Genomic DNA, 23311 nt, shown 5'->3' with positions numbered 1-23311 from the left:
GTCCGTGTCAGCAATGTAGCCAGCTTCGCGACAGGAAAGTGCGATACGCTGGATGTGTGAACGACGGCGCGCGCCTCTTGTTGGTTGAAGACGATCCCGCACTTGGGCGAGCGCTGGTCTTCGCGCTTGAGCAGGACCGGTGGCCGGTGGATCATGTGACCTCGCTTGCAGATGCTTTCGAGGCTGTTCTTCAGCGTTCCTACCGGCTCATCCTTCTGGATCGCGGTCTGCCCGACGGCGACGGCATAGCCCTGGTGGCGGCCGCCCGGTCCCGAACGCCTCGCCCCTCCATCATCTTTGTGACCGCTCGCGATGACGTGGCTGACCGGATCGAAGGCTTGGATGCCGGCGCAGACGACTACCTGGTCAAGCCCTTCTCTGTGGCCGAGCTGCATGCCCGCGTACGCGCCGCATGCCGCCGGCCCGTCGATCGCGGGGACCAAACGACTGTCAAAGCCGGCCATCTCACCTTCGACACGATAAGCCGCGATGTGCGCGTGTCAGGCAGACCACTGCCCCTGCCGCGGCGGGAGTTGGCCCTGCTGGCCGTCCTGATCTGCAAGGCCGGCCGAGTCGTGCAAAGGGACCACTTGGAGGCCGAGGTCTACGGCTGGGACGACGAGGTCTCGGGCAACGCGCTCGAGACCCAGATCTCCCGTCTACGTCGAAGGCTCGAGGTGGAGGGCGCTGGAGTTGACCTGCGGACCATACGGGGCGTGGGCTACATGCTACGCGCATGATGAAGTGGCCACGATCACTGGCCTTGCGTGCAGTCGCCGCTCTGCTCGCCGTCCTTGTCCTCACAATCGCGATCGCGACCGGTATCAGCGTTTCGGAGGGGCGGACCACGCGTCTGGCGGGGGCAAACCTGGCGCTCGAGTTCGCCCGTGAAGAGCTCACGTTCGAGGGCGGCAGATGGGTCATTCCGGCCGAGGGGGCCTTCGCATCGCTTGCCGCGCGAAATCCTGCGCTATGGCTGGTCGGCGGTGACGGGCAGCGCTTCCTCGTGCTGGGCGACCCGCCGCCGCCGATCCGGCGACTGTTTGGCTTGCCGACGGATCCCACAGAGGGCAGCGGCGCATCCTTCGGCGCACTCCTGCCTGAGGTTGCGATAGAGCGGCGCGACATCGATGGCCGTTCGATCCTCTTGGCCGTTGGCGGGGTGGATCCGGAGACCGTCACCTCAGCCGACGCCCTCCGCAGTTTTTCGCTGGCGCCTCTTGTCGCGGTCATTCTCGGCCTCGGCGTGCTCAGCGCGATCGCGCTGCTGGGGGCGATCCCCCTGTTGTCGCGCGCTGTTCGTCCGATCGTTGATGAGGCGGCCTCCATCCAACCCGACGATGTCGGCCGCCGACTGGACGAGAGCCGGGCGCCGCCCGAGCTTCTGCCGCTCGCTCGCGCCTTCAACGGCGCGCTTGAGCGTCTTGAGGTCGAACTTGGCCGGGGAAGGCGGCTGATCTCCAACGTGGCGCATGAACTGCGAACGCCGCTGGCCGTCTTGTCTCTCCGCATCGACACTCTGTCCGGTCCGGACCATGAACGTGAAGCTCTCCGAACAGCCGTCCTGCGGGTCTCCCGCCTCGCCGAGCAGATGCTGGATCTGGAGCGGTTCTCGGTTCCAAATAGACCCCGGGCCGCGCTCAACCTGACCGCGCTGGCGAAGGAGGTCGTCTCATCCCTGGCGCCCATGGCCATCAGCGCCGGCTACGAGCTGGCGCTCGAAGCGCCGCAGAACCCTGTTATCGTCTCCGGCGATCCCGAAGCGGTCATTCGGGCTATCACCAACCTGATCAGCAACGCCGTTCAGCACGGCGGCGACAACGGTCTGATCACCGTCGTCCTAAGCGACGGGCAGCTTCAGGTGATCGATGAAGGGCCGGGCGTGCCCGAACTCCTGCAGCCGCGCCTGTTCGAGGCGTTTGCCCAGGGCGACGGCGCGACCGGCGGATCGGGGCTCGGCCTTCATCTGACGCGCGAGGTCATGCGGGGATTGGGAGGAGAGGTGTCCTGGCGTCGTGATGGCGCAAGGACGATCTTCAGCCTGCAATTTCCAGAGCCGGGCGCCCGCACCGGCTGAATAGCCCGCGCCCAAGCTGTCCGCTGGCTGTCGCGCTTCGAACCTGCACGACAGGTCGCCGTCAGCCGCGAGGGCTAACCGTAGGTCTCGCCGACCTACGGCAGAACCTGATGTTCTGGACACGGAAACTCTGATGCAGCTGAGAACCTTCTGTTTCGCCGTTGTGAGCCTAGCGGCTCTCGGCGTCGCCGTTGGCGCGCCCACGGCCTCTTTCGCGCAGGCCGCAGGCTCGACAGAGGCTGGATATCGATCTCAGACCCCGTTTGAGCAGGTGCGCAGGGTCATCCAACAGACGATGCAAGAGGCCAACGTGCCTTCGATCGCCGTGGCTGTCGTTCAGAATGGGGAGATCGTGTGGGAGGAAGCCTTCGGCTACGGCGATCGAGAGCGACAGGTCCCCGCCACCGCCCACACGCCCTACTCGCTCGCTTCCATGACCAAGCCGATCACAGCCACCGCGGTCATGCAGCTTCACGAAGCCGGTCGGCTCAACATCGACGCTCCGATCGAGCGCTACCTCGGCGGCGCCAGGCTCGCCCACAATGGGTTTGACGCCGACCAGGTGACGGCCCGCCGCATCATGTCCCACTCGGCCGGGCTGCCCCAATACGGCAACTTCTATCTCGATGGTTCGGAGCCGGCCGGGTCAGAGGCAACCCTCTCCAAGTTCGGGATGGTCGTCTTTCCACCGAATACCCGCTTTGAATACTCCAACATCGGCATGAAGATCCTGGACGCCGCAATCGCTCAGACCTCCAGCCTGTCCTTTGGCGAATATCTGCGGCGCGAAGTGTTTGACCCACTCGGCATGAGCCACAGCGCGGTGGGCCTGCCCGGGGACGTCGACGCGGCCGTTCGCTACGACAATGACCGCAACCCCATGCGGTTCTACAGGACGGATCATCCCGGCTCCGGCGACGTATGGGCCAGCGCCCACGACATGGCGCGCTTCCTCGCCTTCCACATGGGCACGCCCCTGCCCGATCAGAAGCCGATCCTTAGCTCGGCGACACGGCTGGAGATGCAGCGCCCGGCGAGCGCCTATCCGATGCCGACGCCCCCGGGCGCGCCGCGCAGGGACATTGGCGCGAACTGGATTGTATCAACGAGTAACGGTCACCCCCAGATCTGGCATTCCGGGGGCCAGCCTGGCGTCAGCAGCGTCATGGCCTTCTTCCCTGAGCAGAAGCTCGCCTTCGTGCTTCTCGCGAACGCTTCCGCGCCGCTCGGCAAGATCGGGCAGGCGATCCGCGAGGTCGTTGCGCCGGAGCTGGTGGAGCTGGCCTCCGAGCCCGCCTCGCCCGCTCCCCAGCCCATCCCCTTCCGCGGCCGATGGGTTGGCGCTGTAACGAACTACGCCGGCGAGCAGCCGATTACCCTGAGCTTTCAGGAGAGCGGCGAGGTCACCGTGCAAATGGGGGATCGGGCGGAAACGCGCCTGGCTCAGGCCGCCTTTGAGGACGGGGCCCTCACCGGCCGCCTTGAGAGCTCCAGCAACATCCCGGAGGCTGCGCGGGCCTCGCATGCACTGGCGCTGAAGGTCGTGCCGCAAGACGGCGGGCTGGTGGGCCAGCTGGTGGCGCAGGGCATGGATGGAAGCGCCGTTTTCATGCTGCCCAGCTTTGTTCGCTTGCGGCCTGTCGGAGCGGGGAGCTGAGTCGCGACCCAACGGAACAACGGCTCTGGTGGCGAGCAAACCCTGTCCGGCCGGTGTGCGGGCTCCGCTGCGTTGGCTTGAGCATTGATGCTGCGTCAATCTTCCGAACATTGCGAAAGCTTCATCCGGCGTTCGGTTGACGGGCGCTGCATTTGTAGCGCAGGCTGCAAATGTAGCTTGAGGAGAACGAGCATGCTGCAGACGCTGGCCCCACGGGAACGACAGATCGTTGATGTGCTGTACAGGCGCGGCGAGGCGACCGTGGCGGAGGTGCGCGAAGCCCTGCCTGACGTCCTGACCGCGTCAGCTGTGCGCGCCATGCTCGCCAGGTTGGAGGCCAAGCGGCTGGTTGCGCGGCGCGATACGCCGCGCGGCATCGTCTATGCGCCGCAAGTGCCGCAGGCCGAGGCGACGAGGTCGGCGCTGATCCAGCTGGTCGGGACCTTCTTCAACGGTTCCGCGGCGGGCGCCGCCAGCGCCCTGCTGGGCATGAGCGGCCCGCTACCTGATGAGGAACTGGACGAGCTTGAACGACTGATCGCCGAAGCCCGGAAAGAGGGCCGGTCATGATCGCTGTCTCGCCGGAACTCCTGATTGAGGTCGCCGTGAAGGGCGCCGCCGCGACGGTCATTGCGCTGGGTCTGGTAGCGGCGTCGAAGCGGCTGCCGGCGTCGCAACGCGCGCTGATCGCGCATCTTGGCCTGCTGGTGGCCGCCGCCATGCCGCTACTGGTTCTGTTCGGCCCACAGGTCGAGGTCGCGGGCGTTTGGACCCGGGACGCCTTTGCTGCAGCGCCATCGATCATCGTCGGGGAGCCGGCGTCCGTGGGGATCGTGCAGACGGCGACGACCGTGGCGCCGGTCGTTGACGCTGGCCGCCTGCTGCTTCTCGCGTGGTTCGCCGGCGCCGCCTTCCTGGTCAGCGGACTGGGCGTGGGCCTTGTTCGCCTGTTCCGTTTACAGCGCGAGGCCGCGGTGCTCACCGATCGCGACTGGCTGGAAGCTCTGGCTCTGGCTCAACATCGTATGGGCGTGAAGCAGGGAACGGCCCTGCTGCGCAGCGAGCAGCTCGGTTCGCCGGTCAGTTGGGGCCTGTTGCGTCCCACCATTGTGCTAAGCGCCGGCGCCCTGCGCACGCCCGATCGGGCTGAGGCGATCCTGGCCCACGAGCTTGCGCACGTGGTTCGGATGGACTGGGTGAACCTGCTGATCGCCCGCATTGCAGCAGCCGTCTTCTGGTTTAATCCGCTCGTCTGGATTCTGGCTCGGCAGGCGCATGAGTTGCGGGAGGAGGCTGCCGACGACGTGGTCCTGCGTGGGGATGTGGATGGTCCGGACTATGCCGGCATGTTGGTCGATTTCGCCCGCGGGGAACGGGGCGAAGCCTTGGCCGCTCACGGCGTGGCGCCCGGCAGGGGATCACTGAAGCGTCGCCTGAGCCGCGTACTGGACCGGGGCGCTCGACGCGACCCAGCGCGACCTGTCCAGGTCGCCGCAGGCCTGCTGGCCGCCGTCGCCTTGGCGCTACCGCTTGCGGCATTCACGCCTATGCAGATGCGGACACTCGCGCCTGGGGCTGCCGGATCGCCACGATCGATCGTGATGGCGGCGCCCAATCCCGCTTCGCCTACGGTCGGTCCGCAACACCAACCGAGCCCGGCCGGAGAAAAGGTCCTCGACGCGGATGTGCAGGCAGACGCAGCTGCGCAGGGCGTCGCCCCGGAAATTAAGCCTTCATTGCAGGCGGCGCCGCAGGCACAGGCCACGGCGAGCGCGGCCCGGCTGTCGCCGGAGGCGCTGGCCTCGATGCGCCTGCACGGCGTGACCCCGGAGTGGATCGAAGCGTTGGCGCGGGAGCTGCCTTGGGTGCGCGGCCTGTCGGCCGGCCAGTTGACCACCCTGGCCATCCACGACGTCACTCCGGAGTGGGTGCGGGGCATGCGGATCGCGGGTTACGAACGCCTGTCCTATAGCCAGGCGACGTCCATGGCGGTGCATGGCGTCGACGGCGCCTGGGTGCGCGATCTGGCCTCCGCCGGGTTGACTGACCTCTCGATCGACGAGGTGGTGGGCCTGAGGATTGCTGGAGTCGACGCACGCTACGTCCGCCAGATGGAGGCGGAGGGGATCACGGACGCGGACGCCTTGCGCCGCTCCGCCCTGATGGGTGAGCGCCCTCGTCCTCCGCGAAGTTCGCCTGGAATCCTCCAGCCGTCCGCGGGCACGCCCCCAACGCCGCCGGTGCTGCCGCCTCCCCCGCCATCCAGCCGCTGAACTGAACGCCTGAAGCCTGCGCGCCGAACCGCCCCCCACGGGAGCGATCGACCTCGCGCGCCCGGAAACAAGAGGAAGACGCCATGATCCGCACCGCCTTGATCGCCGTTCTGTCCGCCGTGGGGGTCAGCGCGACCCAGCAGCAGGACGCGCAACCGCTCCGATCCCCAACCCCGCACCTGGGCTTTCGCGCTCCGCGGATCGGCGGCCCGGAGCTGAGCCTGATCCGGTTCTCTCTGGAGGCGCGCGCGGATGGCGCAGCCCAGCTTGGTCTGACGTTTGATGGGGACGCCCAGGAACGACGCGGGACCATGAGCGGCCCGCGGGACTGGTCCGACCTGCATGGCGTCAGCCGCGAGGCTCTGACCATGACGGAGGGCCCGGTCGCCTTTACGCTGTACGCCGCCGCCGGCGACCTGGCCTGTTCTGGCGTCGCCTCCGCAGGAATGGCGGCGGGGCATTGCAACTTCGACCCCGACGAGGCCTTCGCCGCGACGCTGGAGGCGCGGCTGGGCGCCCGGCCCGGGACGGGCCAGCTGTTCCATCTCGCCTTGACCGACTTTGATCCCGTTCTGCTCGACGCCCTGGAGGGCGAAGGTTATGCGCGCCCCGACCTCGACCAGGTGGTTGCGGCGGCCATTCACGGTGTGGACGCCGTTTATGTGCGCGACGTGGCGCGCTCTGGCTACCGGCTCGGCGCGCTGGACGCTTTGGTCGCCTTCCGCATCCACGGCGTGACGCCTGAGTATGTGGCGGACATGGAGGCGCTGGGAGCGGCGTTCCGTGGTCTACCCGCCGAGGACCTCATGGCGCTGTCGATCCATGGGGTGGGGCCGGAATATGTGCGCGCCATGTCCGGCCTGAACCTCGGCGGCTCGCCGAAAGAGATGGTCGCACTGAAGATCCACGGCGTCACCGCGGAGGGAGTGCGCGCCCTCGCCGAAGCTGGCTATGGTGACCTGACCGCTGAACAGCAGCTCGCCTTCGCCATCCACGACGTCACGCCCGGCTTCATCCACGAGATGGCCGGCGTAGGATACGCAGAGCTCTCGGCGGACCAGCTGGTCTCGCTGCGCATCCACGGCGTGACGCCCGATTATGCGAGGCGCATGGAGCGCCATGGGGCGCCCAGACGCACCGTGGCCGACGCCGACTAAGTCAAGAAAGCAACCCACAAACCTGAGGAAAGCCCATGTACGCTGGACCCCTGCCAGCGGCTCGCGCACGCACGCGCCTGCTCGCCGCCGCCGGCGCGATCGCCCTGATCGTCGCCACCGCAACCCCGGCCCTGTCCCAGGATGCGCCCGCTGCGGCCGGCGAGCGCGTTCTTGTAGCGGCGGATTTCGCCCGCTTCGCTCCGGGCACGGCCTACGACATGCTGGTTCAGGTTCCCGGCTTCGCCATTCGGCAAGCGTCCGTTGAGAGGGGGCTGGGCGAAGCGACGGGAAACGTCCTGCTGAACGGCCAGCGCATCTCCAACAAGTCGGACGATGTCGTGGCCCAGCTGCGACGCATCCCGGCCGGCAATGTGGTGCGGATTGAAATCCGGGACGGCTCGGGCCTGGGCATTCCCGGCCTCAGCGGCCAGGTCGCCAACGTCGTGACGCGCGCCGCGTCCCTGAGCGGTCAATGGTCATGGCGCCCGGAAGCCCGCGCGCGCTTCACCGATCCCATCCTGACCCGTTTCGATGTCTCAGTGAGCGGCGAACGGGGGCCGGTTGAATACACGGTGGCGCTGGAGAACCAAGTCAGCCACAGCGGCGCGGGTGGCGACACCCTGATCTACGACCGGTTCGGAAGCCTGACGGAGACGCGGCTCGACTACTGGACCGGCAAGGTTCATCAGCCTCGGCTCAGTGGGCGCTTCGTCATCGACGGCCCGGGCGACGCGGTGGGCAATCTTAACGCCGCGGTCCGCGGCCTGGACTACCGCTTCGAAGAAGATGGAGCGCGCGTCGCCTCGAACCTGCCGAACCGCGAGCGCGCCGTTCGAGACGAACAGGACGGTTACGACCGGGAGATCGGCGCAGACTGGGCGTTCGGTTGGGGCGTCGGTCGGCTGAAGCTGATCGGGCTCGAGCGGTATGAAACCTACGACTACCAGAGCAAGGTCATGATCGACTGGGCCGATGGCCGGCCGCGCACGGGCGACCGGCTGACGCAGTCGAGCGAGGAGGGTGAACGGATCGTCCGGGCCGAATACGGCTGGAAGCCCGGTGAGGCGGATGCGGAAGTCTCTGTCGAGGCGGCGTTCAACAGCTTGGACAGCACAACCCGTCTGTTCAGCCTGCAGCCGGACGGAAGCGAGGAGGAACTGGCCTTCGCCAACGGAGCCGCGCGGGTGGAGGAGAGCCGGTACCAGGCCATGGGAACCTACGGCCGGCCCCTGTCTCCGACCTTGTCGTTCCAGGTCAGCGCGGGGGCGGAATATTCAAGATTGGTGCAGGTTGGCGCAAGCGGGCTGGAGCGCGACTTCTTCCGGCCGAAGGGTCAGGCGAACGCGGTGTGGCAGGCGTCGCCCAACGACCGCGTCACCGTGCGCCTTCAGCGGCGTGTCGGACAGCTGAACTTCGGCGATTTCCTGGCTTCCGCCGACCTGAACAGCGAGACCAGCTACTCAGGCAATCCCAACCTGGTGCCGCCGCAGAGCTGGGAACTGGAAGGCGAGTGGGTGCGAAACGCCGGGCGGTGGGGGAGTTCCACCCTTCGGCTTTACGGGGCGATGATCGAGGACATCGTGGACATCGTGCCGATCGGGGCGACTGGGGAATCGATCGGCAATCTGGACGAAGCGTTGCGCTACGGCGTGGAGTGGCGCGCGACCGCCAATCTGGACCCCATGGGCTGGCGCGGCGTGCGGGTGAACACCCGATTGATCCTGCAAAGGTCACGGGTGGAGGATCCACTGACCCTGGAGGACCGCGAGATTAGCGGAAGCCTGAAGCGTCAGTTCAGCATCGACCTTCGCCATGACGTGCCGAGCACGGACTTGGCCTGGGGTTTCGGCCTGAGTCACCAGAAGAACGCCCAGACCTATCGTCTGACCGAACTGTCGCGACAATGGGAAATCCCGATCTTTGGCAGCCTCTTTGTGGAGCATAAGGACGTCATGGGCCTGACCGTGCGGGTCTCCGCCGCCAACATCTTCTCGGGCGAAAGCTACTTCACTCGCACTGCCTACGCGGGGCGTCGCCTCGATCCGATCTCCTATGTCGAGATCCGTGATCGTACGATCGGACCGATCTTCAACTTGGAGGTCCGCGGCAGATTCTGACCCCCTTAGGCGAGATGGCAGTCCAGGAAGGAGCCGGACTGCGCCATGAGCGGTCATGCAGACCAAGCCGCAATCGCGACATTCAGCGCGTGAGCAAGATGTTCGCTTGGAGTGCCTACTTCGCCTCTCGACCCTTAGGCGACGTTGGCCGGGTCCGCTTCAGAGCCCGGCCCCACGTCAAAGATCGATCTGCTCCGACATCTCTAGGGCGTCGTCCACCTCGATGCCGAGGTACCGCACGGTGCTCTCCAGCTTCCGGTGGCCTAGCAGCAGCTGACACGCCCGCAGATTGCCGGTCTTCTTGTACAATAGGGAGACCTTCGTCCGCCTGAGGCTATGCGTGCCGTAACCCTGCGGCTTGAGCTCGATCATGCAGATCCATCGGTCGACCAGCCGAGCATACTGCCTTGTCCCGATGTGCTGACCAGGCCGGCTGCGGCTTGGGAACAGCCAGTCATCGTCTCGGCGGCCGCGGATCTGCAGCCAAGAGGCAATGGCGTCACGCGCGGGCTCGGTTATCTCGAACGGCACAGGCCTGCCAGTCTTCTGCTGGATTACGATCGATCGCTGGCGGAGCACGCCGCCTGGAGCCACGTCGCTGACCCGCAAGCGCACGAGGTCACAAGCTCGCAGCTTAGAATCGAGAGCGCAGTTGAACATCGCGAGGTCGCGAACGCGTCTTGCGACCTTCAGTTGTTGCCGAATAGCCCAAATGTGCTTGGGCTTGAGCGGCGCTTTCGGGCCGATCAAACGTCCGGCGTTCCAAGGCCGCTTAGGTTGTATGAACAGGTCAGACTGGCGCATGGCCAACCTCCAACGAAGATGCGCCTCCCTGCCCCGCCCATCATGCCTCGAACTCGGCTGCTGCGCGCCAGGAGCAGACCTTGGCAGGTTCTGCGGCATCAGACATCGACCGAGCGCGAGCCCCCGCTGTGAGAGCGTACTCACTGAGGTGATTCTAGGTGCAACTGATGACACCGCTCGCGGCTTCAACCCGAGGAAACGTCATGCCGACCCTCCCTCGACAGACTTCGCCATCGCCATGACGCTTCACCAAGAGCGAATAGGCCAGGGTCCGCCCCTGCTGCTGATTCATGGCCTCGGTGGAAGCGTGCGGTCATGGGATACGATTTTAGAGCCGCTAAGCCGCTCGCGGGAGTTGATCGTGATCGACATGCCCGGTCATGGCCGGTCGCCGCCGGTTCCGGGACGCCAGACCATCTCCGCCTATGCGGACGCTCTAACCCAGTTCATCGAAGCAGAGCATCTGGGCGCGATTGACCTGGTCGGAAGCTCCGTGGGCGCCCGTCTTGTGTTGGAACTCTCCCGACGCGGCGTAGGTCGCCACTGTGTCGCGCTTGATCCGGGCGGCTTCTGGCGAGGCTGGGAGACGAAGTTCTTCCAGAGCACAATCGCGGCGTCCATCCGGCTGGTCCGCGGTCTCCAGCCGGTGATGCCATTCCTGTCTCGCCATGCTGCGACCCGAACGCTGCTACTGGCGCAGTTGTCCGCTAGACCTTGGGCGCTCGCGCCGGACACCGTGCTCACAGAGATGCGAACCTTCGCCGCCACGACTGTTTTCGACGAGATGGTGCATGAACTAGCTACCGGCCCTCTGCAGGAAGGGGCTGTGCACACACCTGGCAGAGTGATGATCGGTTGGGGCCGGAAGGATCGGCTTCTCTTCCCGCGCCAGGCCGGGCGCGCCCAAGCCGCTTTCCCGAATGCTGAGCTGCGCTGGTTCGACAGAAGCGGCCACTTCCCTCATTGGGACCAACCCCGGGAAGCCGTGCAGGCCATCCTTGAGACGACGAGCTGACAGTGCCTGTCGACCCTCATTCGTCACAGGCCTCCGGCTCTGCGCAAAGAGATGAAAGACCGTATCCACGGCGGTCTGCTTATTGATGTCGTCGCACCTCTGCCATCGGACGACACGACCGTTTCGCGCCAGCAGCGGACATCGGTGCTGGCGCGGCGAACGGACGTTCGTGCTAGGCTTGCCGTTGCACCGACAAGCGAACCATCGGGGAGATTTTGGGTGAACGACGCCTTGAAGGGACCGGCCTCGTACTTCCCCTCTATCGAGAAGAAGTATGGCCAGCCCATCTCTTACTGGCAGCAAATTGTTCGGGCTGGTTACCCTGCCAGGCACATGGAGCTAGTCACGTTGCTCAAAAATGAGCATGGCTTAGGTCACGGCCACGCCAACGCCGTGGTGGCGCACACTTTGGCGAGCGACGGACTGAAGTAGCAGCAGTCGGCGACGGGGGCGGTGCCGACTACGGCCTCACGTCAAAGAAGCGCCAGGAGCGGCCATGTGGACAGCGCCCCGAACGCGACATTCCGCGCGTGAGCCGAAGGTGCAGTTTGGGCCCGGTGCTAACGGCGCGAATTGAGCCTCAGCGGAAATCCGGGGCCATTCGAACTGCAAATACAAGATCAAGGCTTTCTACCTTGGATGGTCGTTAGCTCTTGGCTGTCTCGCGGGCGTCGACCACATTGACGGCCGTCTCGTCAGTGTCTTTTAGTTGCAGCACCAGAACGCATTGAGCGCCATCCGGCGCGTAGCTGACCTCGGCGCGGCCGCCACTTTCGCTAAGGAATGTGCGCCGGATCATCTTGGAGCCAAAGCCTTCTCGCTTCGGCGGGTGCACCGGGGGACCGCCAGCTTCTCGCCAAAGCAGGGTCAGGAACCGCTCTCCCTTCCCATTGTGAGCCAGATTCCAAGTTACCGACACACGGCCGTTCTGGCCCTGCAGAGCACCGTATTTCACAGCGTTGGTCGCAAGCTCGTGACATGCCATCGAGATTGCAACCGCCTGGGACGGATGAAGGGGTACAAGGGGCCCGTCCATGTCGACGCGTTCGGACGCCTGTGGGTAGGGAGCGAAAACCTCAGCGAGCAAGGGGCGGAGCTCCGCACCCGCCTAGTTGCTGTCCACGAGCACATCATGGGTGCGCGAAAGTGCAATAATCCGATGGGTCAGATCCCGTCGAACGTCAGCCTCGATTCCTGCGAGCCGGAGGGTCTGTTCCGCAACAGACTGCACAGTAGCAAGTGTGTTCTTGACCCTGTGGTTTAAATCGTTCAGCAGCAGCAGCCGCTGTTCTTCGGCTTTCTGCGCGCCCGTTTCATCCCTGAAAATCTTGATCAACAGGTTGCGACCGGAAACGCACACCGTTGTACCATTTGCCCAGAACCGGCTACCATCGGCCTTCAGATGCCAGCGGCTATCCTCAGCCCGACCCTGCTCGATGACAGTCTTCAGCTCTGCTTGAGGAACACCGGCGGCGGGGTCAGCCTCGACGAAGAGCTGCGAGAAGTTGGTCCCGAGGACGCTCTCGCGATCTTTCCCGACGATAGTCGCCGCGCCGAGGCTCCACGCCGTGATCGTCCCGTCGTGGAGCATGGCCAGAACGCCATGACTTCGGACATTCTCAACAACAATCCTCGCCAGTTCGGCATTGCTCAGATCGATATCGCCCACTCGTTGAGCCTCCGTGCGCTTACCTGTTCGAGCCGCCGTCACATACGCGGCAGGATGGATCCCGTTCAACTCGCGGGGCGCATAAGGGTTAACGGGATTTCTGAGGCGTCTGTGCGGTTTCAGACGGATTGGACGCCCAGCGGCGGACAATGAATCTGCTCACCCCCCCTAAGGTGACGTTGAGCAGGTCCGCTGAACCCCCTGGCCTAACTAGAAGACACTTTTGGTGAACCCAAGCGGCCTTGGCGCTGCAGCGACAACTCGGCGGACCCGGGATGAAGGCATCATTGACGATACGGTATAACGTACTCTAATCGCCTCTCCATTCATGGGGAGAGCAGATGTCCATCCAAACCCTCAGCGCGCACAGCCTAGTCGCGGCTGCCGCGGGGCTCGCGCTGTGTTCCACCCCCAGCCATGCAGAAGAGCTGACCTCGCCTGTCGTACAGGATCGTGTGAGCACCGTCAGCGATGTGGTCGTGACCGGCCGCGTGAGCGAGCAGGTCCTCCCTGTGGCGCTGCCGGTGCAAGTGCTGGCCGGTGAGGAGCTGGTGCATCGCCGTCAGAGCACTTTGGGTGAAACGTTAGCTGGGCTGCCTGGCGTTCACATGGACAGCTTCGGCGGAGGAGCTTCGCGTCCAGTGATCCGCGGTCAAACCCTGCCTCGGATCGCCATCCTTTCGGACGGAGCCGAGGTGTTCGACGCTTCTTCGGTGTCGCCGGACCATGCGGTCGCGACCGATCCGCTGCTGCTGGACGAGATCCAGGTCCTGCGGGGTCCGGCGGCTACGATCTACGGCGGCAATGCCGTTTACGGGGCCGTCAATCTGATCGACAGCAAGGTTCCCAAAGGCCTGCCGCAGGGCGGGCTGACCGGGGCTACCGAAGCTCGCTACGGTCTCGGCGATGAAGAGAAGACCATTGTAGGCCGCGTGACGGCGGGCATAGGCGCCTTCGCCCTCCATGTGGAAGGCTCCCGTCGAGACAGCAACGACTATCATGTTCACAGCGCCTACGGCTCGGACGAACTGAGGGACTCTTTCGCCAGCGGCTCAAGCTACAGCGTCGGCGGATCTTGGATCACGAACAAAGGGTATGTCGGCGCGGCCTATACTCGCATGGACAGCGAGTATGGACTGCCCGGCCACAGCCACCTCAACGGGGTGTGTCATACCCACGGCCTCGACCTGCATTGCGAGGCCCACGGCGGCTTCGATGATCCGTTCGGCTCTCCCGACAGCCACACAGCCTATATCAAGCTGCGCAGCGACCGCACCGACTTGAGGGCGGACCTCAACGACCTGGCGCCTGGCTTGTCGCAAGCCAAGCTGCGGCTCTCCTACACCGACTATCTCCATGACGAGGTCGACGGCGACCTCGTGTTCACCGAGTACAAGAACCGGGTGTGGGACGGCCGTCTGGAGCTGACCCACGCTTCCGTCCTGGGCTTTGTTGGAACGCTGGGCGTCCAGTACACCGACGCCACCTTCAGCGGGATCAATGTCGACGACCTGCACGTCCCCTTCCCAGAAGGCGCCTATGGCCTGGACGGAATGCCTGATTACGTCACCAGGAATGCAGGCGTCTTCCTGCACGAGCGCAGGGCGTTCGGCCCCGTCGAGATCGACCTTGCCGTTCGGAAGGACTGGCGCGAGATCGAGGTGACGGTCCCAACGTTCCGTGAGACCATGTCCCAGGAGCTACGGGATCTCTTCGCAGAGTGGTACGGGCCAGATTGGCGCCAGATCATCGAAGCGGATGAAGTCGATAGCTTCAGAACGAGGAACCCAGGGGCGGAACATGATCCGTTCTCCGCATCGGCAGCCGCCACGTGGACTGTCGGCCAAGGCTACTCGGCAGCACTGTCGCTCAACCACTCCGAACGCGCCCCGAACGTCCGCGAGCTCTACTCCCGCGGCAACAACCTTGCGACGAACAGCTACGAGTTGGGCTTGGCTGTCGGCAATCCCATCCTCGACGAGGAAGGCATCGCTGCCGAGGACGTCTTGGAAACCACGCGCGCGATCAACTTGACGTTCCGCAAAGCGGGCGGGCCGCTCGAGTTCGAGATCGGCCTCTTCCATCAGGATGTGGACGACTACGTGTTCGCTCGTCTGATCGAGACCGAGACGGAGACCGGCGTACCGCACAACTTCCTGATCTACACTGCTGCGGACGTCCGTTTCGCAGGCATCGACGGTCAGGTCAGCTACCAGTCCTCGCCTGAAGGCCGGGTCACGATCTTCGGCGACTACGTGGACGCCGATCTCAAGAGCGAGAACGACGAACTGCCGCGGATCTCACCAGGGCGTCTGGGCGCGCGCTACGACTGGGCGTCGGGACCGGTTTCATGGGATGTCGAATACTATCGCACCTTTGAACAGGACCGTTTCGCCTCGTACGAAACGCGCACGCCCGGCTACGACATGCTGAACGCGACCATCGCCTACAGCATGGACCTGGGGCGCGGACGATCGGTGCAGATCTACGCTCGCGGGTCCAACCTGACCAACGACCTGGCGTTCAGCCACACCTCGTTCGTCAAGGAGCAGTCACCGCTACGGGGACGCAACATCGTGTTCGGTGTTCGGCATGCCTTTTGATTTGAGGTGGATCACGGAGCCCACGACATGACCCGCACCAGCCCCATCCACATCGAGGACCTTCGCCTTGCCTACGGATCGCACTGTGTCCTGAACGGCTTGAGCTTGGATGTTCCGGCCGGAAGCATCACGGCGCTGCTAGGCGGCAACGGTGCGGGCAAGTCGACGACGCTCTCGACATTGCTAGGGTTCGTGAAGCCGCAGGGTGGCCTGGTTCGGATCGACGGCGTCGATCCGGCCGCTGATCCCGACGCGGCCCGGCGTAAGCTCGCCTATCTTCCGGAGAACGTCGCGCTGTACGAACATCTCTCCGCGCTGGAGAACGCCGAGTATCTGCTGGCGCTGTCGGGCGAACGGCGCGACGCCGCCACAGTGCGCGACGCCTTCAGCGCTGCCGGCCTTCAGGAGCGCGCCTGGACTCAGCGGCTGGGCGGGTTCTCCAAGGGCATGCGTCAGAAGGTGGCCATCGCCGTCGCCCTGCTGCGCCAGACCCCCGTGCTGCTGCTGGATGAGCCGACGTCGGGTCTGGACCCCAGCGCCACCGCCGACTTCAACCGGCTGACCAGCGCCGTTCGCGATCGGGGCGCGGCCATTCTAATGGTGACGCATGATCTGCTGAGCGCCGCCGACATCGCGGATCGCATCGCCTTTTTGGAGGGCGGCCGGATCACGCATTCCGAAGACGCTTCCGGGCCTGACCGGTTCGACGTCCGATCGCTGCACCAGCGCTTCGCCGCTCATCCTGGGGAAGTGGCGGCATGAGCGTGATCCGACTGATCGCTGCGGACGAACTGCGGCTGATGGCCCGGGATCGTGTAGCCGTGATCGCCTTCGTCCTGCTGATCCTGCTCACCCTGGCCGCTGTTGTGAGCTCATGGGCGCATCAGCGCGGCATCGCCGAGTTGCGCGCCCGCCATCAGGCCCAGGCTGAACAGGCGTTCGATGCCCAGCCGAACCGGCACCCGCACCGAGTGGTGCACTACGGCGCCTTTATCTATCGGCCGCTCGGGCCGCTGGCGGCCTTCGATCCGGGCGTCGACGCCTTCACCGGCAACAGCATGTTCCTGGAAGGCCATCGCCAGAATACGGCGAACTTCGGTGACGTGCGGCAAAGCTCGATGCTTGTCCGCTTCGGCCAGCTTACGCCCGCGTTCGTGCTTCAGGCCGTGGCGCCGCTGCTTCTGATCTTCCTTGGCTATGGGCTTCTGGCTCGCGAAACCGAGCGCGGCACCTTGCGACTGCTACTGCTTCAGGGCGCCAGCCGGCGGCAGATTGTCTTGGGCAAGCTGCTGGCGCTAGGGGTGGTGGCGCTCTTGGTGGGTCTGCCCGCCATGATCGGCTTTGTTCTGATCGCCGGCCAGCCGGGTGCGCCGGCCCTGCCTATGGGCGTGATTGCGCTTGGCTACGCGGCTTATCTGGCGCTGTGGGCGGTGATCATCACCCTGGTCTCGGCCTGGACCCGGCGCAGCCGCGACTCGCTCCTGTCGCTGCTCGCAGTCTGGGCTGTCGTGGTGGTGCTGATTCCCCGCGTCGCGCCCGACATCGCTAACGCCGCCGTGCCTTTGCAGAACCGCTTCCAGACCGACGTCGCCATCGCCCGCGACCTGCGCCAAACCGGCGACAGCCACAATCCGGACGACCCCTACTTCAACGCCTTCAAGCGATCGGTGCTGGACCGCTATGGCGTCAGCCGCGTCGAGGACCTGCCGATCAACTACAAGGGCCTTCTGGCGCTGGAGGGCGAGCGGATGACTTCGGCCCTGTTCGACCGCTACGCCGACGCCAGCAACGGCGCCCAGGCGCGCCAGAACGCCCTGGTCCAAGTCGCCGGTGTCCTCAGCCCCGCCATTGCTTTGCGTGACTTGTCGATGGCCGCCGCTGGTACTGACTTCAATGGCCACCGCCGGTTCCTAGAGCAGGCGGAGGCCTACCGCTTCGCCCTGGTGCAGCGGCTGAATCAGCTGCAGGCGGAGGCCGTCACCTATGCCGACGACATCGCGACCGACGCCGGGGCGGATGGACGAAAGCGCATTGGATCGGACACATGGCGGACGGTGCCGGACTTCGCCTACCGGGGCCCCAGCGGGTCCGAGCTGGCCGCCGCCGCCACGCCCGGCCTTCTAATTGTTCTGGCGTGGCTTGCGCTGGCCAGCCTGCTGCTCGCCGCCGCCACGCGCCGCCTGGGAGGCCGCTGATGTCCCTGTGGAGCCACGAAGTCCGACTGCTGACGCGTTCGCGCCTGTCGGTGATCGCGCTAGCTCTACTGGCGGCCCTGACCCTGGCCGCCGTGGTGTCGGGCATGGTCGAGATTTCGCGGCAGAAGGCCGCGATTGCAGCCATCCCCGCGGCACAGGCGCAGGACATCGGCGCCATCGCCGATTGGGTATCCGAGTCCGAAGACGCGGGCAGCGCCGCCTATTACAGCTTCTTCCCGACCTGGGACGCGCCCTCCTCCCTGGCCTTCGCCGCCATCGGCATGCGCGACGTGTCGCCCTACATCCTGCGTGTCCGGGCGCTGGGCCTGGAGGCGCAGCTCTACGACGGTGACGTCTATAATCCAGAGCTGGCGCTGCCCGGCCGTTTCGACTTCGCCTTTGTGCTGGTCTTCCTGGCCCCGCTTTTCGTGATCGCCCTGTTCCACGACCTGACCTCGTCAGAGCGTGAGGCGGGCCGGCTGCGTACGCTGGACGCCCTTCCGCTGGGTGGCCGCCGTTTATGGCTGCGGCGGGTGGCGCTCAGGCTTTCGCTGTTGTGGCTGGCTCTGGCTGCGCCCTTCGTGCTCGGCGCAATGCTGTCGGGCGCGACCGTTCTGGGCGGTCTTGCAGTGCTGGGCCTGATCGCCGCCTATCTGCTGTTCTGGACGGCGGTCACCCTAGTGGTCGGTCGGCTGCGGTGGAGCTCGGTCGCCAACGCCGCCACCCTGGCCGCCGTCTGGCTGGTGCACGTGCTGGTTCTACCGACCCTGGCTAATGTCGCCATCAATCGCGCCGTTCCGGTGAACCAGGGCGCCGAGATCACGCTGGCCCAGCGCGAGACGGTGAATCGCGCCTGGGACATTCCGCGCGAGGAGACGATGCGGCGCTTCTACGCCGACCATCCCGAGTGGTCGGACTCCGCACCGGTCACCCACGTCTTCCACTACAAATGGTACCTCGCCTTTCACCAGAACGGAGACGCCAGCGTGGCCGATCAGGTCGCCGCCTACCGCTCGGGCTTGGAGCGCCGCGACGCAGCCGCGCGCAGCCTCGGCTGGGTGCTGCCGTCCGTGGGGGTTCAGGCCGTGCTCACCCGGCTGGCCGACACCGACTTGCAAGCCCAGCTCACCTATCAGGACCGCATTCGCGCCTTCCACGCACGGCTCAGGACCTTCTTCTACGGCTACCTGTTCAGGGATCGTCCTTTCACCAAGGCTGACTTCGACCAGGTTCCAGCCTTTGGCGGCTAGCGCCCACCCTTTCGCCACTTCCGCCCCGAGCTGTTACCGCGTCCGCTTAGTTCAACGGCAATAAGACTGGGCTTCCTGAGAGTCGCTGAGGCCAACAGCGTCGCTTACAGGCACTTACCGCCACCGCAGATCTGACGGCCCGTGAAAGCCTGCGCCAAACGATGAGCAGCCTTGGCTATTTCTCAGCACCTTCAGAGGTCACCGTTTTTGGCGTAGCCAACCCAGCCACGGAAGGTGAACGCCGCGTAGAACAGCTGCGGATCGCTGAAGCCCGCGGATCGAAGCAGATCAACTTCCACGTCGGGCGACAGGATCGGGAGGGCCTCGCCTAGCGCCAGCGCCCGCGCCTTGTCCATCGGAGCTCCGTTATCGGCAGCATACGCCGCGAACCGTTCGAGCCAGGTCATGCGTTCCGGGCCGTTAGGGATGCTGTGGTGCGCGATCACCAGGGGCGCACCAGGTTTCAGCCGGCGTTGGATGTCCCGGAGGGTCGCAAGGCGGTTTTCCGCGGGGACGAAGTGCATGGTCAGCAGGCAGCAGGCGCCGTCAAACGGACCTGCTGGCGCGGAAGAGACATAGCCCTCGTGTAGAACCGCTCGGTCCGCGTACCGACCGAGCGTACGTTCCGCCAGCTTCAGCATTTCGGCGGAAGGATCCACTCCAACATAGCGCCACTGTGGCTGGGCATCGGCAAAGGCCTTCATCTCCAGACCGCCGCCAGCCCCGACGACTAGAATACGGCCGTCGACCGGCGCTGCCTCAGCCAACAGCAGGCGCGTCATGCGCTGCAGGTCGTGAAAGCCAGGCACCAGCCTAGGCGGCCCGTCAGCATACAGCGCGACGGCTTGTGGATCGTCGAAGCCGCTCATGGCCGATCTCGCGAGCCTGTCGCTTCCTCCATGACCAGGGCGCGATGAGCGGCGACGCCCGCCATCACCCCGGCTGCGGAGGCCAGGGTCGCATTGTACATCGCGCTCGCGGCGTCTCCGGCTGCAAAGACGCCGGCCACGCTGGTCTGCTGCAGCTGATCAACCTGGATGTACGAGCCGGTCGGTCCCTCGGTGAAGGCGCATCCGAGTTGCTCCGCCAAGCTGCTGGACACGCGGGTCTTCGGTGCGGTGAACACCACTTCGGCGGGCACCTCGCGTCCATCCGCCAGCCGAAGCGCCCGGATGGCTGTGCCCTCCCCCAGAAGCTCGACCACGGGCGTGCGTTCGATCTCCACGCCTCGAGTCGTCAGCAGAGCCGCCTCCTCTTTGGACGGCTCAAACATGCCCTGCGAGAAGTAGGTTGTGGGTCCCCAGTCCGGCAGGATCACTGCCTGATGGGCTGTACCCGGTGCATTGGCGATCACGGCCATGCGGCGGTCACGCACCTCATAGCCATGGCAGTAGGGGCAGTGCAGAACGCTGACACCCCAGCGGGGCATCATCGTCTCGAGCGGCAGTTCGTCGACGACTCCGGTGGCGAGGATCAGCTTACGCGCGCCCACCTCTGCTCCGTCCGACAACCTCAAGGCTATGCCGGCGTCATCCCCGGAGACGTCCGATGCGTGAGCATGGACGAAGTCGACCGACGGGTACCTCGAAAGCTGGGTGAGTCCCTGACGCATGATCTCCGCCGGCTGAACGCCGTCCTGACCAAGGAAGCCGTGCGATGTCTTAGCGAAGCGGTTGCGAGGGCTGCCGGCGTCCACGAGCAACAATCGACGGCGTGCACGGGCCAACTGCATCGCAGCCGACAGCCCAGCGAAGCTCCCGCCCACAACTACGACGTCATACCTGTCCATACCCACCCTCTCGCAACTTGTTGAGTTACCCTAGGCGAGCATTGACGATCACGCAACACGCTTTGTTGCGTCACTTGCTTGAGCTATGATGACGAATGCCCACAGACACTCGCCTGTCCCGTATGCTGCACGTGCTGATCCACATGGATCATCTCGCTGAGCCCGTGACATCCGACACCATCAGCCGAATGCTGGACACCAACCCTGTGGTGGTGCGCAGAACCATGGGCAGCCTCAAGGCCGCAGGCTATCTGACCTCAGTCAAGGGTCACGGCGGAGGATGGACGTTGGCCCGATCCCTTGACGAGTTGACGCTGCGCGACATCCACCAGGCCCTCGGCAGCCCCAAGGTGTTCGCCATCGGTCTGGCTGACGACAATCCCCAGTGCCCGGTGGAGCGGGCCGTCAACGCCTCGATAGAGGAGGCTATGGCCGAAGCGGAGCGTCGGCTGCTGGAAAGGTTCGGCGAAGTGACCATTGGCTCGCTGTCGAGAGATGTCGCAGCATCGCGAGAAGACCTCTCGCATCCGATCGCATCAAGCTGAGCAAGCCAGATGAAGGCTGCGCGCCAAGATGGCGCCTGGAGGCGCTGTCGATGCATCGAGAGCCATGCACCAAGAGCCTGACCCTCTCCCGCCACGAACGTTCCACCCGCTTTTCAACACGAGCGGCAAATCATCAGGGCTAACCCTTGACCAGGGCGATATAAGATAACATAGCGACGCCTTCTTTTCGGGGTCGTCGTTCTTATGCATTCTCATTCGCGCGTGGTTCCGCTTGCCGCTCTTCTGGCCGGCATGGCTACGGCGGCTTCTGCTTCGGCAGAGCCATCCGAGCCGCAGCAGCTGGAAGAAATCGTGGTCACGGCCACGGCCACTCAGCGCACGGTTTCGGATGCGCCCGCAAGCGTAACGGTGGTGGGTCGCGACGAGATCGAACGTCGTCCAATCCAGGATCTGACTGACGTTCTGAGGGATGTGCCGGGCGTTACGGTCAACGGCGCAGGCCTGACGCGGCGCGGCGTGTCGATCCGCGGGATGCCTAGCGAACATACATTGTTCCTGCTGGACGGGCGCCGGGTGAATGCGGCGGCGAACGCGATCCAGCACGCCGATTTCGACCTCGGCTGGACCCCGGCGGCAGCGATCGAGCGGGTGGAGGTGGTGCGCGGGCCTATGTCTTCGCTGTACGGCTCCGAGGCGCTGGGCGGCGTCGTCAATGTGATCACCCGGGGCGCCACCGACGAATGGCGCGGCAGCCTGACCACCATGGGCGGCTTGCGAGAGGACGGACGCGGCGGCGAGACCTACCAGATTGGCGCCTATGCCGGCGGCCCCCTGGTTCAAAACACGCTCGGCCTCAGCCTCTATGCGGAAACCAAGGGCAGGAACGAGACGCCGACAGACGGGGATTCGCGCCTTTCCGACCTCGAGGACCGCAGCACCCTGACCGGATCGGCCACTCTGAGCTGGACGCCTGACGCTGCGCAACGGATTGACCTGACCGTTCTTGGTGGACGGGATGATCGCTATCGGAACGCCCTATCCACGGGCGCGCGTCCGACCTACTACCGGACGTCTGACGCCGTGGATCGGCGCCAGTACGCCCTGTCGCATACGGGTCAGTGGAGCTGGGGCGAAACGGCAATCCGCGCCTACCGGTCAGAACTGGGCCGAGAGAACTTCGCCACGGGCGGACAAACCGCCACGCGCCCGGTCGGTCTTGGCGAAGACATCGTGGACGGGCGCGCAACCTTTGACCTTGCCTCGGCTCATCGCGTCAGCCTGGGCGGCGAATGGCGAAACGAGCAGCTGGAGGACGCCGCGGCGTCCCTGTCGGGCCAACTGGAGGGCGAACGCTACGCCCTGTTCATCCAGGACGAATGGACGCTATCTTCGACGCTCTCGCTGACCGGCGGCGCCCGCTTCGACCATCACGACGAATACGGATGGCAGACCAGCCCGCGCCTCTATGCCGTCTGGACGCCAACCGAGAACCTGATCCTCAAGGCTGGAGGCGGCCGCGGCTTCAAGTCGCCCAGCCTGAAGCAGTTGTCTCCCGAGTTCGTTACGGTAGCGGCGGCGGGGCGGTTCACCGTCTACGGCAACCCGGACCTGCAGCCGGAGATCGGGACCTCGTACGAAGTTTCCGCCGAGTATCGACGTAACGGCTGGATGGCCCGCGCCGGCGTGTTCGACAATGACATCGAGGATTTGATCGAGACCCGCTGCACCGCCTTCTGCGGCGTGCGTGGTCGCGAGGTGCGGCTGTACCAGAACATCGCCGAGGCCCGCATCCAAGGCGTTGAACTGGCCGCCGAAGCGCCGCTCGGATCGGCCTTTACGCTGAAGGCCGACTACACCTATCTCGACAGCGAGAACCGCGAGACCGGCACGCCGCTAAGCGAACGCCCCGAGCACAGCGGCCACGCGACCCTGCGGTGGGAGCCGAATGACGCAGTGTTCGTCCAGGGGCGCGGCGAGTACGTCGGCGAGCAGTGGATGCTGTCCAACTCGGTGCAGTATCCTGTCCCCGATTACACCCTCGTGTCCCTGGAAGGCGGCTACCGCTTGTCGCCCGAGCTGTGGCTGAAGGCGGGCGTGCAGAACCTGGGCGATGTGCAGCTGGCTGACGAGTCGACCTACTTCTCCTTCGCCGAGCCGGGCCGCTTCTTCTATGTCGGCTTTACCGCGAACTTCTGAGCC

The 23311-nt window shown here is 65.3% G+C and carries 20 protein-coding genes; 15 read left to right on the top strand and 5 right to left on the bottom strand.

Features of this window, described 5'->3' with window-relative positions; translation table 11 throughout:
• Positions 1–56: 56 nt before the first annotated feature.
• The 7 genes from KY493_RS00155 (at position 57) to KY493_RS00125 (ending at position 9281) form a co-directional block, all read left to right on the top strand.
• Positions 57–740: a response regulator transcription factor gene (locus tag KY493_RS00155; RefSeq protein WP_219897010.1), complete on the top strand. Its 684-nt coding sequence runs from the start codon at positions 57–59 to the stop codon at positions 738–740.
• A gap of 23 nt (positions 741–763) precedes the next feature.
• Positions 764–2077: a HAMP domain-containing sensor histidine kinase gene (locus KY493_RS00150; protein WP_219897009.1), complete on the top strand. Its 1314-nt coding sequence runs from the start codon at positions 764–766 to the stop codon at positions 2075–2077.
• A gap of 133 nt (positions 2078–2210) precedes the next feature.
• Entirely contained in the window at positions 2211–3734 is a 1524-nt protein-coding gene (locus KY493_RS00145) for a serine hydrolase (RefSeq protein WP_255567927.1), read from the top strand.
• A 192-nt stretch (positions 3735–3926) separates the two neighbouring features.
• Positions 3927–4304, top strand: coding sequence for a BlaI/MecI/CopY family transcriptional regulator (locus KY493_RS00140; protein ID WP_219897007.1), 378 nt, complete (start codon positions 3927–3929; stop codon positions 4302–4304).
• On the top strand, positions 4301–6007 hold the full coding sequence (locus KY493_RS00135) for a M56 family metallopeptidase (protein ID WP_219897006.1): 1707 nt from the start codon (positions 4301–4303) through the stop codon (positions 6005–6007). Before KY493_RS00140 ends, KY493_RS00135 begins: the two co-directional genes overlap by 4 nt.
• Before the next feature lie 83 nt (positions 6008–6090).
• On the top strand, positions 6091–7164 hold the full coding sequence (locus KY493_RS00130) for a hypothetical protein (protein WP_219897005.1): 1074 nt from the start codon (positions 6091–6093) through the stop codon (positions 7162–7164).
• A 35-nt stretch (positions 7165–7199) separates the two neighbouring features.
• The gene (locus KY493_RS00125; RefSeq protein WP_219897004.1) at positions 7200–9281 is read left to right on the top strand and encodes a TonB-dependent siderophore receptor; all 2082 of its coding nucleotides are present in this window, start codon (positions 7200–7202) and stop codon (positions 9279–9281) included.
• 177 nt (positions 9282–9458) lie between these two features.
• Here the strand turns inward: KY493_RS00125 and KY493_RS00120 are convergent, their stop codons facing one another.
• Complete coding sequence (locus KY493_RS00120) at positions 9459–10085, bottom strand: tyrosine-type recombinase/integrase (protein ID WP_219897003.1); 627 nt, start codon at positions 10083–10085, stop codon at positions 9459–9461.
• A gap of 238 nt (positions 10086–10323) precedes the next feature.
• Here KY493_RS00120 and KY493_RS00115 point away from each other — a divergent pair, with 238 nt between their 5' ends.
• Positions 10324–11100 (top strand): alpha/beta fold hydrolase, encoded by a 777-nt coding sequence (locus tag KY493_RS00115; protein ID WP_219897002.1) that lies wholly within the window; start codon positions 10324–10326, stop codon positions 11098–11100.
• A gap of 51 nt (positions 11101–11151) precedes the next feature.
• Positions 11152–11532 carry a DUF4287 domain-containing protein gene (locus KY493_RS00110; protein WP_219897001.1) on the top strand — a complete coding sequence of 127 codons (381 nt, stop codon included), beginning with the start codon at positions 11152–11154 and terminating at the stop codon, positions 11530–11532.
• Between the two features lie 214 nt (positions 11533–11746).
• Here the strand turns inward: KY493_RS00110 and KY493_RS00105 are convergent, their stop codons facing one another.
• Both KY493_RS00105 and KY493_RS00100 read right to left on the bottom strand, forming a co-directional pair.
• Positions 11747–12187: a sensor histidine kinase gene (locus KY493_RS00105; protein WP_219897000.1), complete on the bottom strand. Its 441-nt coding sequence runs from the start codon at positions 12185–12187 to the stop codon at positions 11747–11749.
• Between the two features lie 21 nt (positions 12188–12208).
• Entirely contained in the window at positions 12209–12769 is a 561-nt protein-coding gene (locus KY493_RS00100; RefSeq protein WP_219896999.1) for an HWE histidine kinase domain-containing protein, read from the bottom strand.
• A 341-nt stretch (positions 12770–13110) separates the two neighbouring features.
• Here KY493_RS00100 and KY493_RS00095 point away from each other — a divergent pair, with 341 nt between their 5' ends.
• Genes KY493_RS00095 through KY493_RS00080 form a run of 4 tightly spaced genes read left to right on the top strand, consistent with a single transcriptional unit; the run spans position 13111 to position 18817 of the window.
• Complete coding sequence (locus KY493_RS00095; protein ID WP_219896998.1) at positions 13111–15372, top strand: TonB-dependent receptor domain-containing protein; 2262 nt, start codon at positions 13111–13113, stop codon at positions 15370–15372.
• A gap of 27 nt (positions 15373–15399) precedes the next feature.
• On the top strand, positions 15400–16134 hold the full coding sequence (locus KY493_RS00090) for an ABC transporter ATP-binding protein (protein ID WP_219896997.1): 735 nt from the start codon (positions 15400–15402) through the stop codon (positions 16132–16134).
• Complete coding sequence (locus KY493_RS00085; RefSeq protein WP_219896996.1) at positions 16131–17567, top strand: DUF3526 domain-containing protein; 1437 nt, start codon at positions 16131–16133, stop codon at positions 17565–17567. Before KY493_RS00090 ends, KY493_RS00085 begins: the two co-directional genes overlap by 4 nt.
• Positions 17567–18817: a DUF3526 domain-containing protein gene (locus KY493_RS00080; protein ID WP_219896995.1), complete on the top strand. Its 1251-nt coding sequence runs from the start codon at positions 17567–17569 to the stop codon at positions 18815–18817. The genes KY493_RS00085 and KY493_RS00080 overlap by 1 nt, the downstream gene beginning before the upstream one ends.
• 191 nt (positions 18818–19008) lie before the next feature.
• Here KY493_RS00080 and KY493_RS00075 read toward each other — a convergent pair whose 3' ends face one another.
• Both KY493_RS00075 and KY493_RS00070 read right to left on the bottom strand, forming a co-directional pair.
• Positions 19009–19686: a class I SAM-dependent methyltransferase gene (locus KY493_RS00075; RefSeq protein WP_219896993.1), complete on the bottom strand. Its 678-nt coding sequence runs from the start codon at positions 19684–19686 to the stop codon at positions 19009–19011.
• Positions 19683–20606 carry an NAD(P)/FAD-dependent oxidoreductase gene (locus KY493_RS00070; protein WP_219898232.1) on the bottom strand — a complete coding sequence of 308 codons (924 nt, stop codon included), beginning with the start codon at positions 20604–20606 and terminating at the stop codon, positions 19683–19685. Before KY493_RS00070 ends, KY493_RS00075 begins: the two co-directional genes overlap by 4 nt.
• Before the next feature lie 95 nt (positions 20607–20701).
• Here KY493_RS00070 and KY493_RS00065 point away from each other — a divergent pair, with 95 nt between their 5' ends.
• Both KY493_RS00065 and KY493_RS00060 read left to right on the top strand, forming a co-directional pair.
• Positions 20702–21151 (top strand): Rrf2 family transcriptional regulator, encoded by a 450-nt coding sequence (locus KY493_RS00065; protein ID WP_219896992.1) that lies wholly within the window; start codon positions 20702–20704, stop codon positions 21149–21151.
• Positions 21152–21463: 312 nt separating this feature from the next.
• Positions 21464–23308, top strand: a complete 1845-nt coding sequence (locus tag KY493_RS00060; RefSeq protein WP_219896991.1) for a TonB-dependent receptor domain-containing protein — start codon at positions 21464–21466, stop codon at positions 23306–23308.
• Positions 23309–23311: the final 3 nt, after the last annotated feature.

This window comes from Brevundimonas sp. PAMC22021 (genome assembly GCF_019443405.1).
Taxonomy (GTDB): domain Bacteria; phylum Pseudomonadota; class Alphaproteobacteria; order Caulobacterales; family Caulobacteraceae; genus Brevundimonas.
The sequence above is the reverse complement of the archived record's forward strand: the minus strand, read 5'-3'. Positions and strand labels throughout refer to the sequence as shown.

Bases quoted from the DNA above. Each gene is read 5' to 3' on its own strand.
- KY493_RS00090 (WP_219896997.1), top strand. From the start codon at position 15,400: ATGACCCGCACCAGCCCCATCCACATCGAGGACCTTCGCCTTGCCTAC.
- KY493_RS00070 (WP_219898232.1), bottom strand. From the start codon at position 20,606: ATGGACAGGTATGACGTCGTAGTTGTGGGCGGGAGCTTCGCTGGGCTG.
- KY493_RS00075 (WP_219896993.1), bottom strand. From the start codon at position 19,686: ATGAGCGGCTTCGACGATCCACAAGCCGTCGCGCTGTATGCTGACGGG.
- KY493_RS00145 (WP_255567927.1), top strand. From the start codon at position 2,211: ATGCAGCTGAGAACCTTCTGTTTCGCCGTTGTGAGCCTAGCGGCTCTC.
- KY493_RS00125 (WP_219897004.1), top strand. From the start codon at position 7,200: ATGTACGCTGGACCCCTGCCAGCGGCTCGCGCACGCACGCGCCTGCTC.
- KY493_RS00065 (WP_219896992.1), top strand. From the start codon at position 20,702: ATGCCCACAGACACTCGCCTGTCCCGTATGCTGCACGTGCTGATCCAC.
- KY493_RS00140 (WP_219897007.1), top strand. From the start codon at position 3,927: ATGCTGCAGACGCTGGCCCCACGGGAACGACAGATCGTTGATGTGCTG.
- KY493_RS00080 (WP_219896995.1), top strand. From the start codon at position 17,567: ATGTCCCTGTGGAGCCACGAAGTCCGACTGCTGACGCGTTCGCGCCTG.
- KY493_RS00110 (WP_219897001.1), top strand. From the start codon at position 11,152: ATGAAAGACCGTATCCACGGCGGTCTGCTTATTGATGTCGTCGCACCT.
- KY493_RS00130 (WP_219897005.1), top strand. From the start codon at position 6,091: ATGATCCGCACCGCCTTGATCGCCGTTCTGTCCGCCGTGGGGGTCAGC.
- KY493_RS00120 (WP_219897003.1), bottom strand. From the start codon at position 10,085: ATGCGCCAGTCTGACCTGTTCATACAACCTAAGCGGCCTTGGAACGCC.
- KY493_RS00085 (WP_219896996.1), top strand. From the start codon at position 16,131: ATGAGCGTGATCCGACTGATCGCTGCGGACGAACTGCGGCTGATGGCC.
- KY493_RS00135 (WP_219897006.1), top strand. From the start codon at position 4,301: ATGATCGCTGTCTCGCCGGAACTCCTGATTGAGGTCGCCGTGAAGGGC.
- KY493_RS00115 (WP_219897002.1), top strand. From the start codon at position 10,324: ATGACGCTTCACCAAGAGCGAATAGGCCAGGGTCCGCCCCTGCTGCTG.
- KY493_RS00095 (WP_219896998.1), top strand. From the start codon at position 13,111: ATGTCCATCCAAACCCTCAGCGCGCACAGCCTAGTCGCGGCTGCCGCG.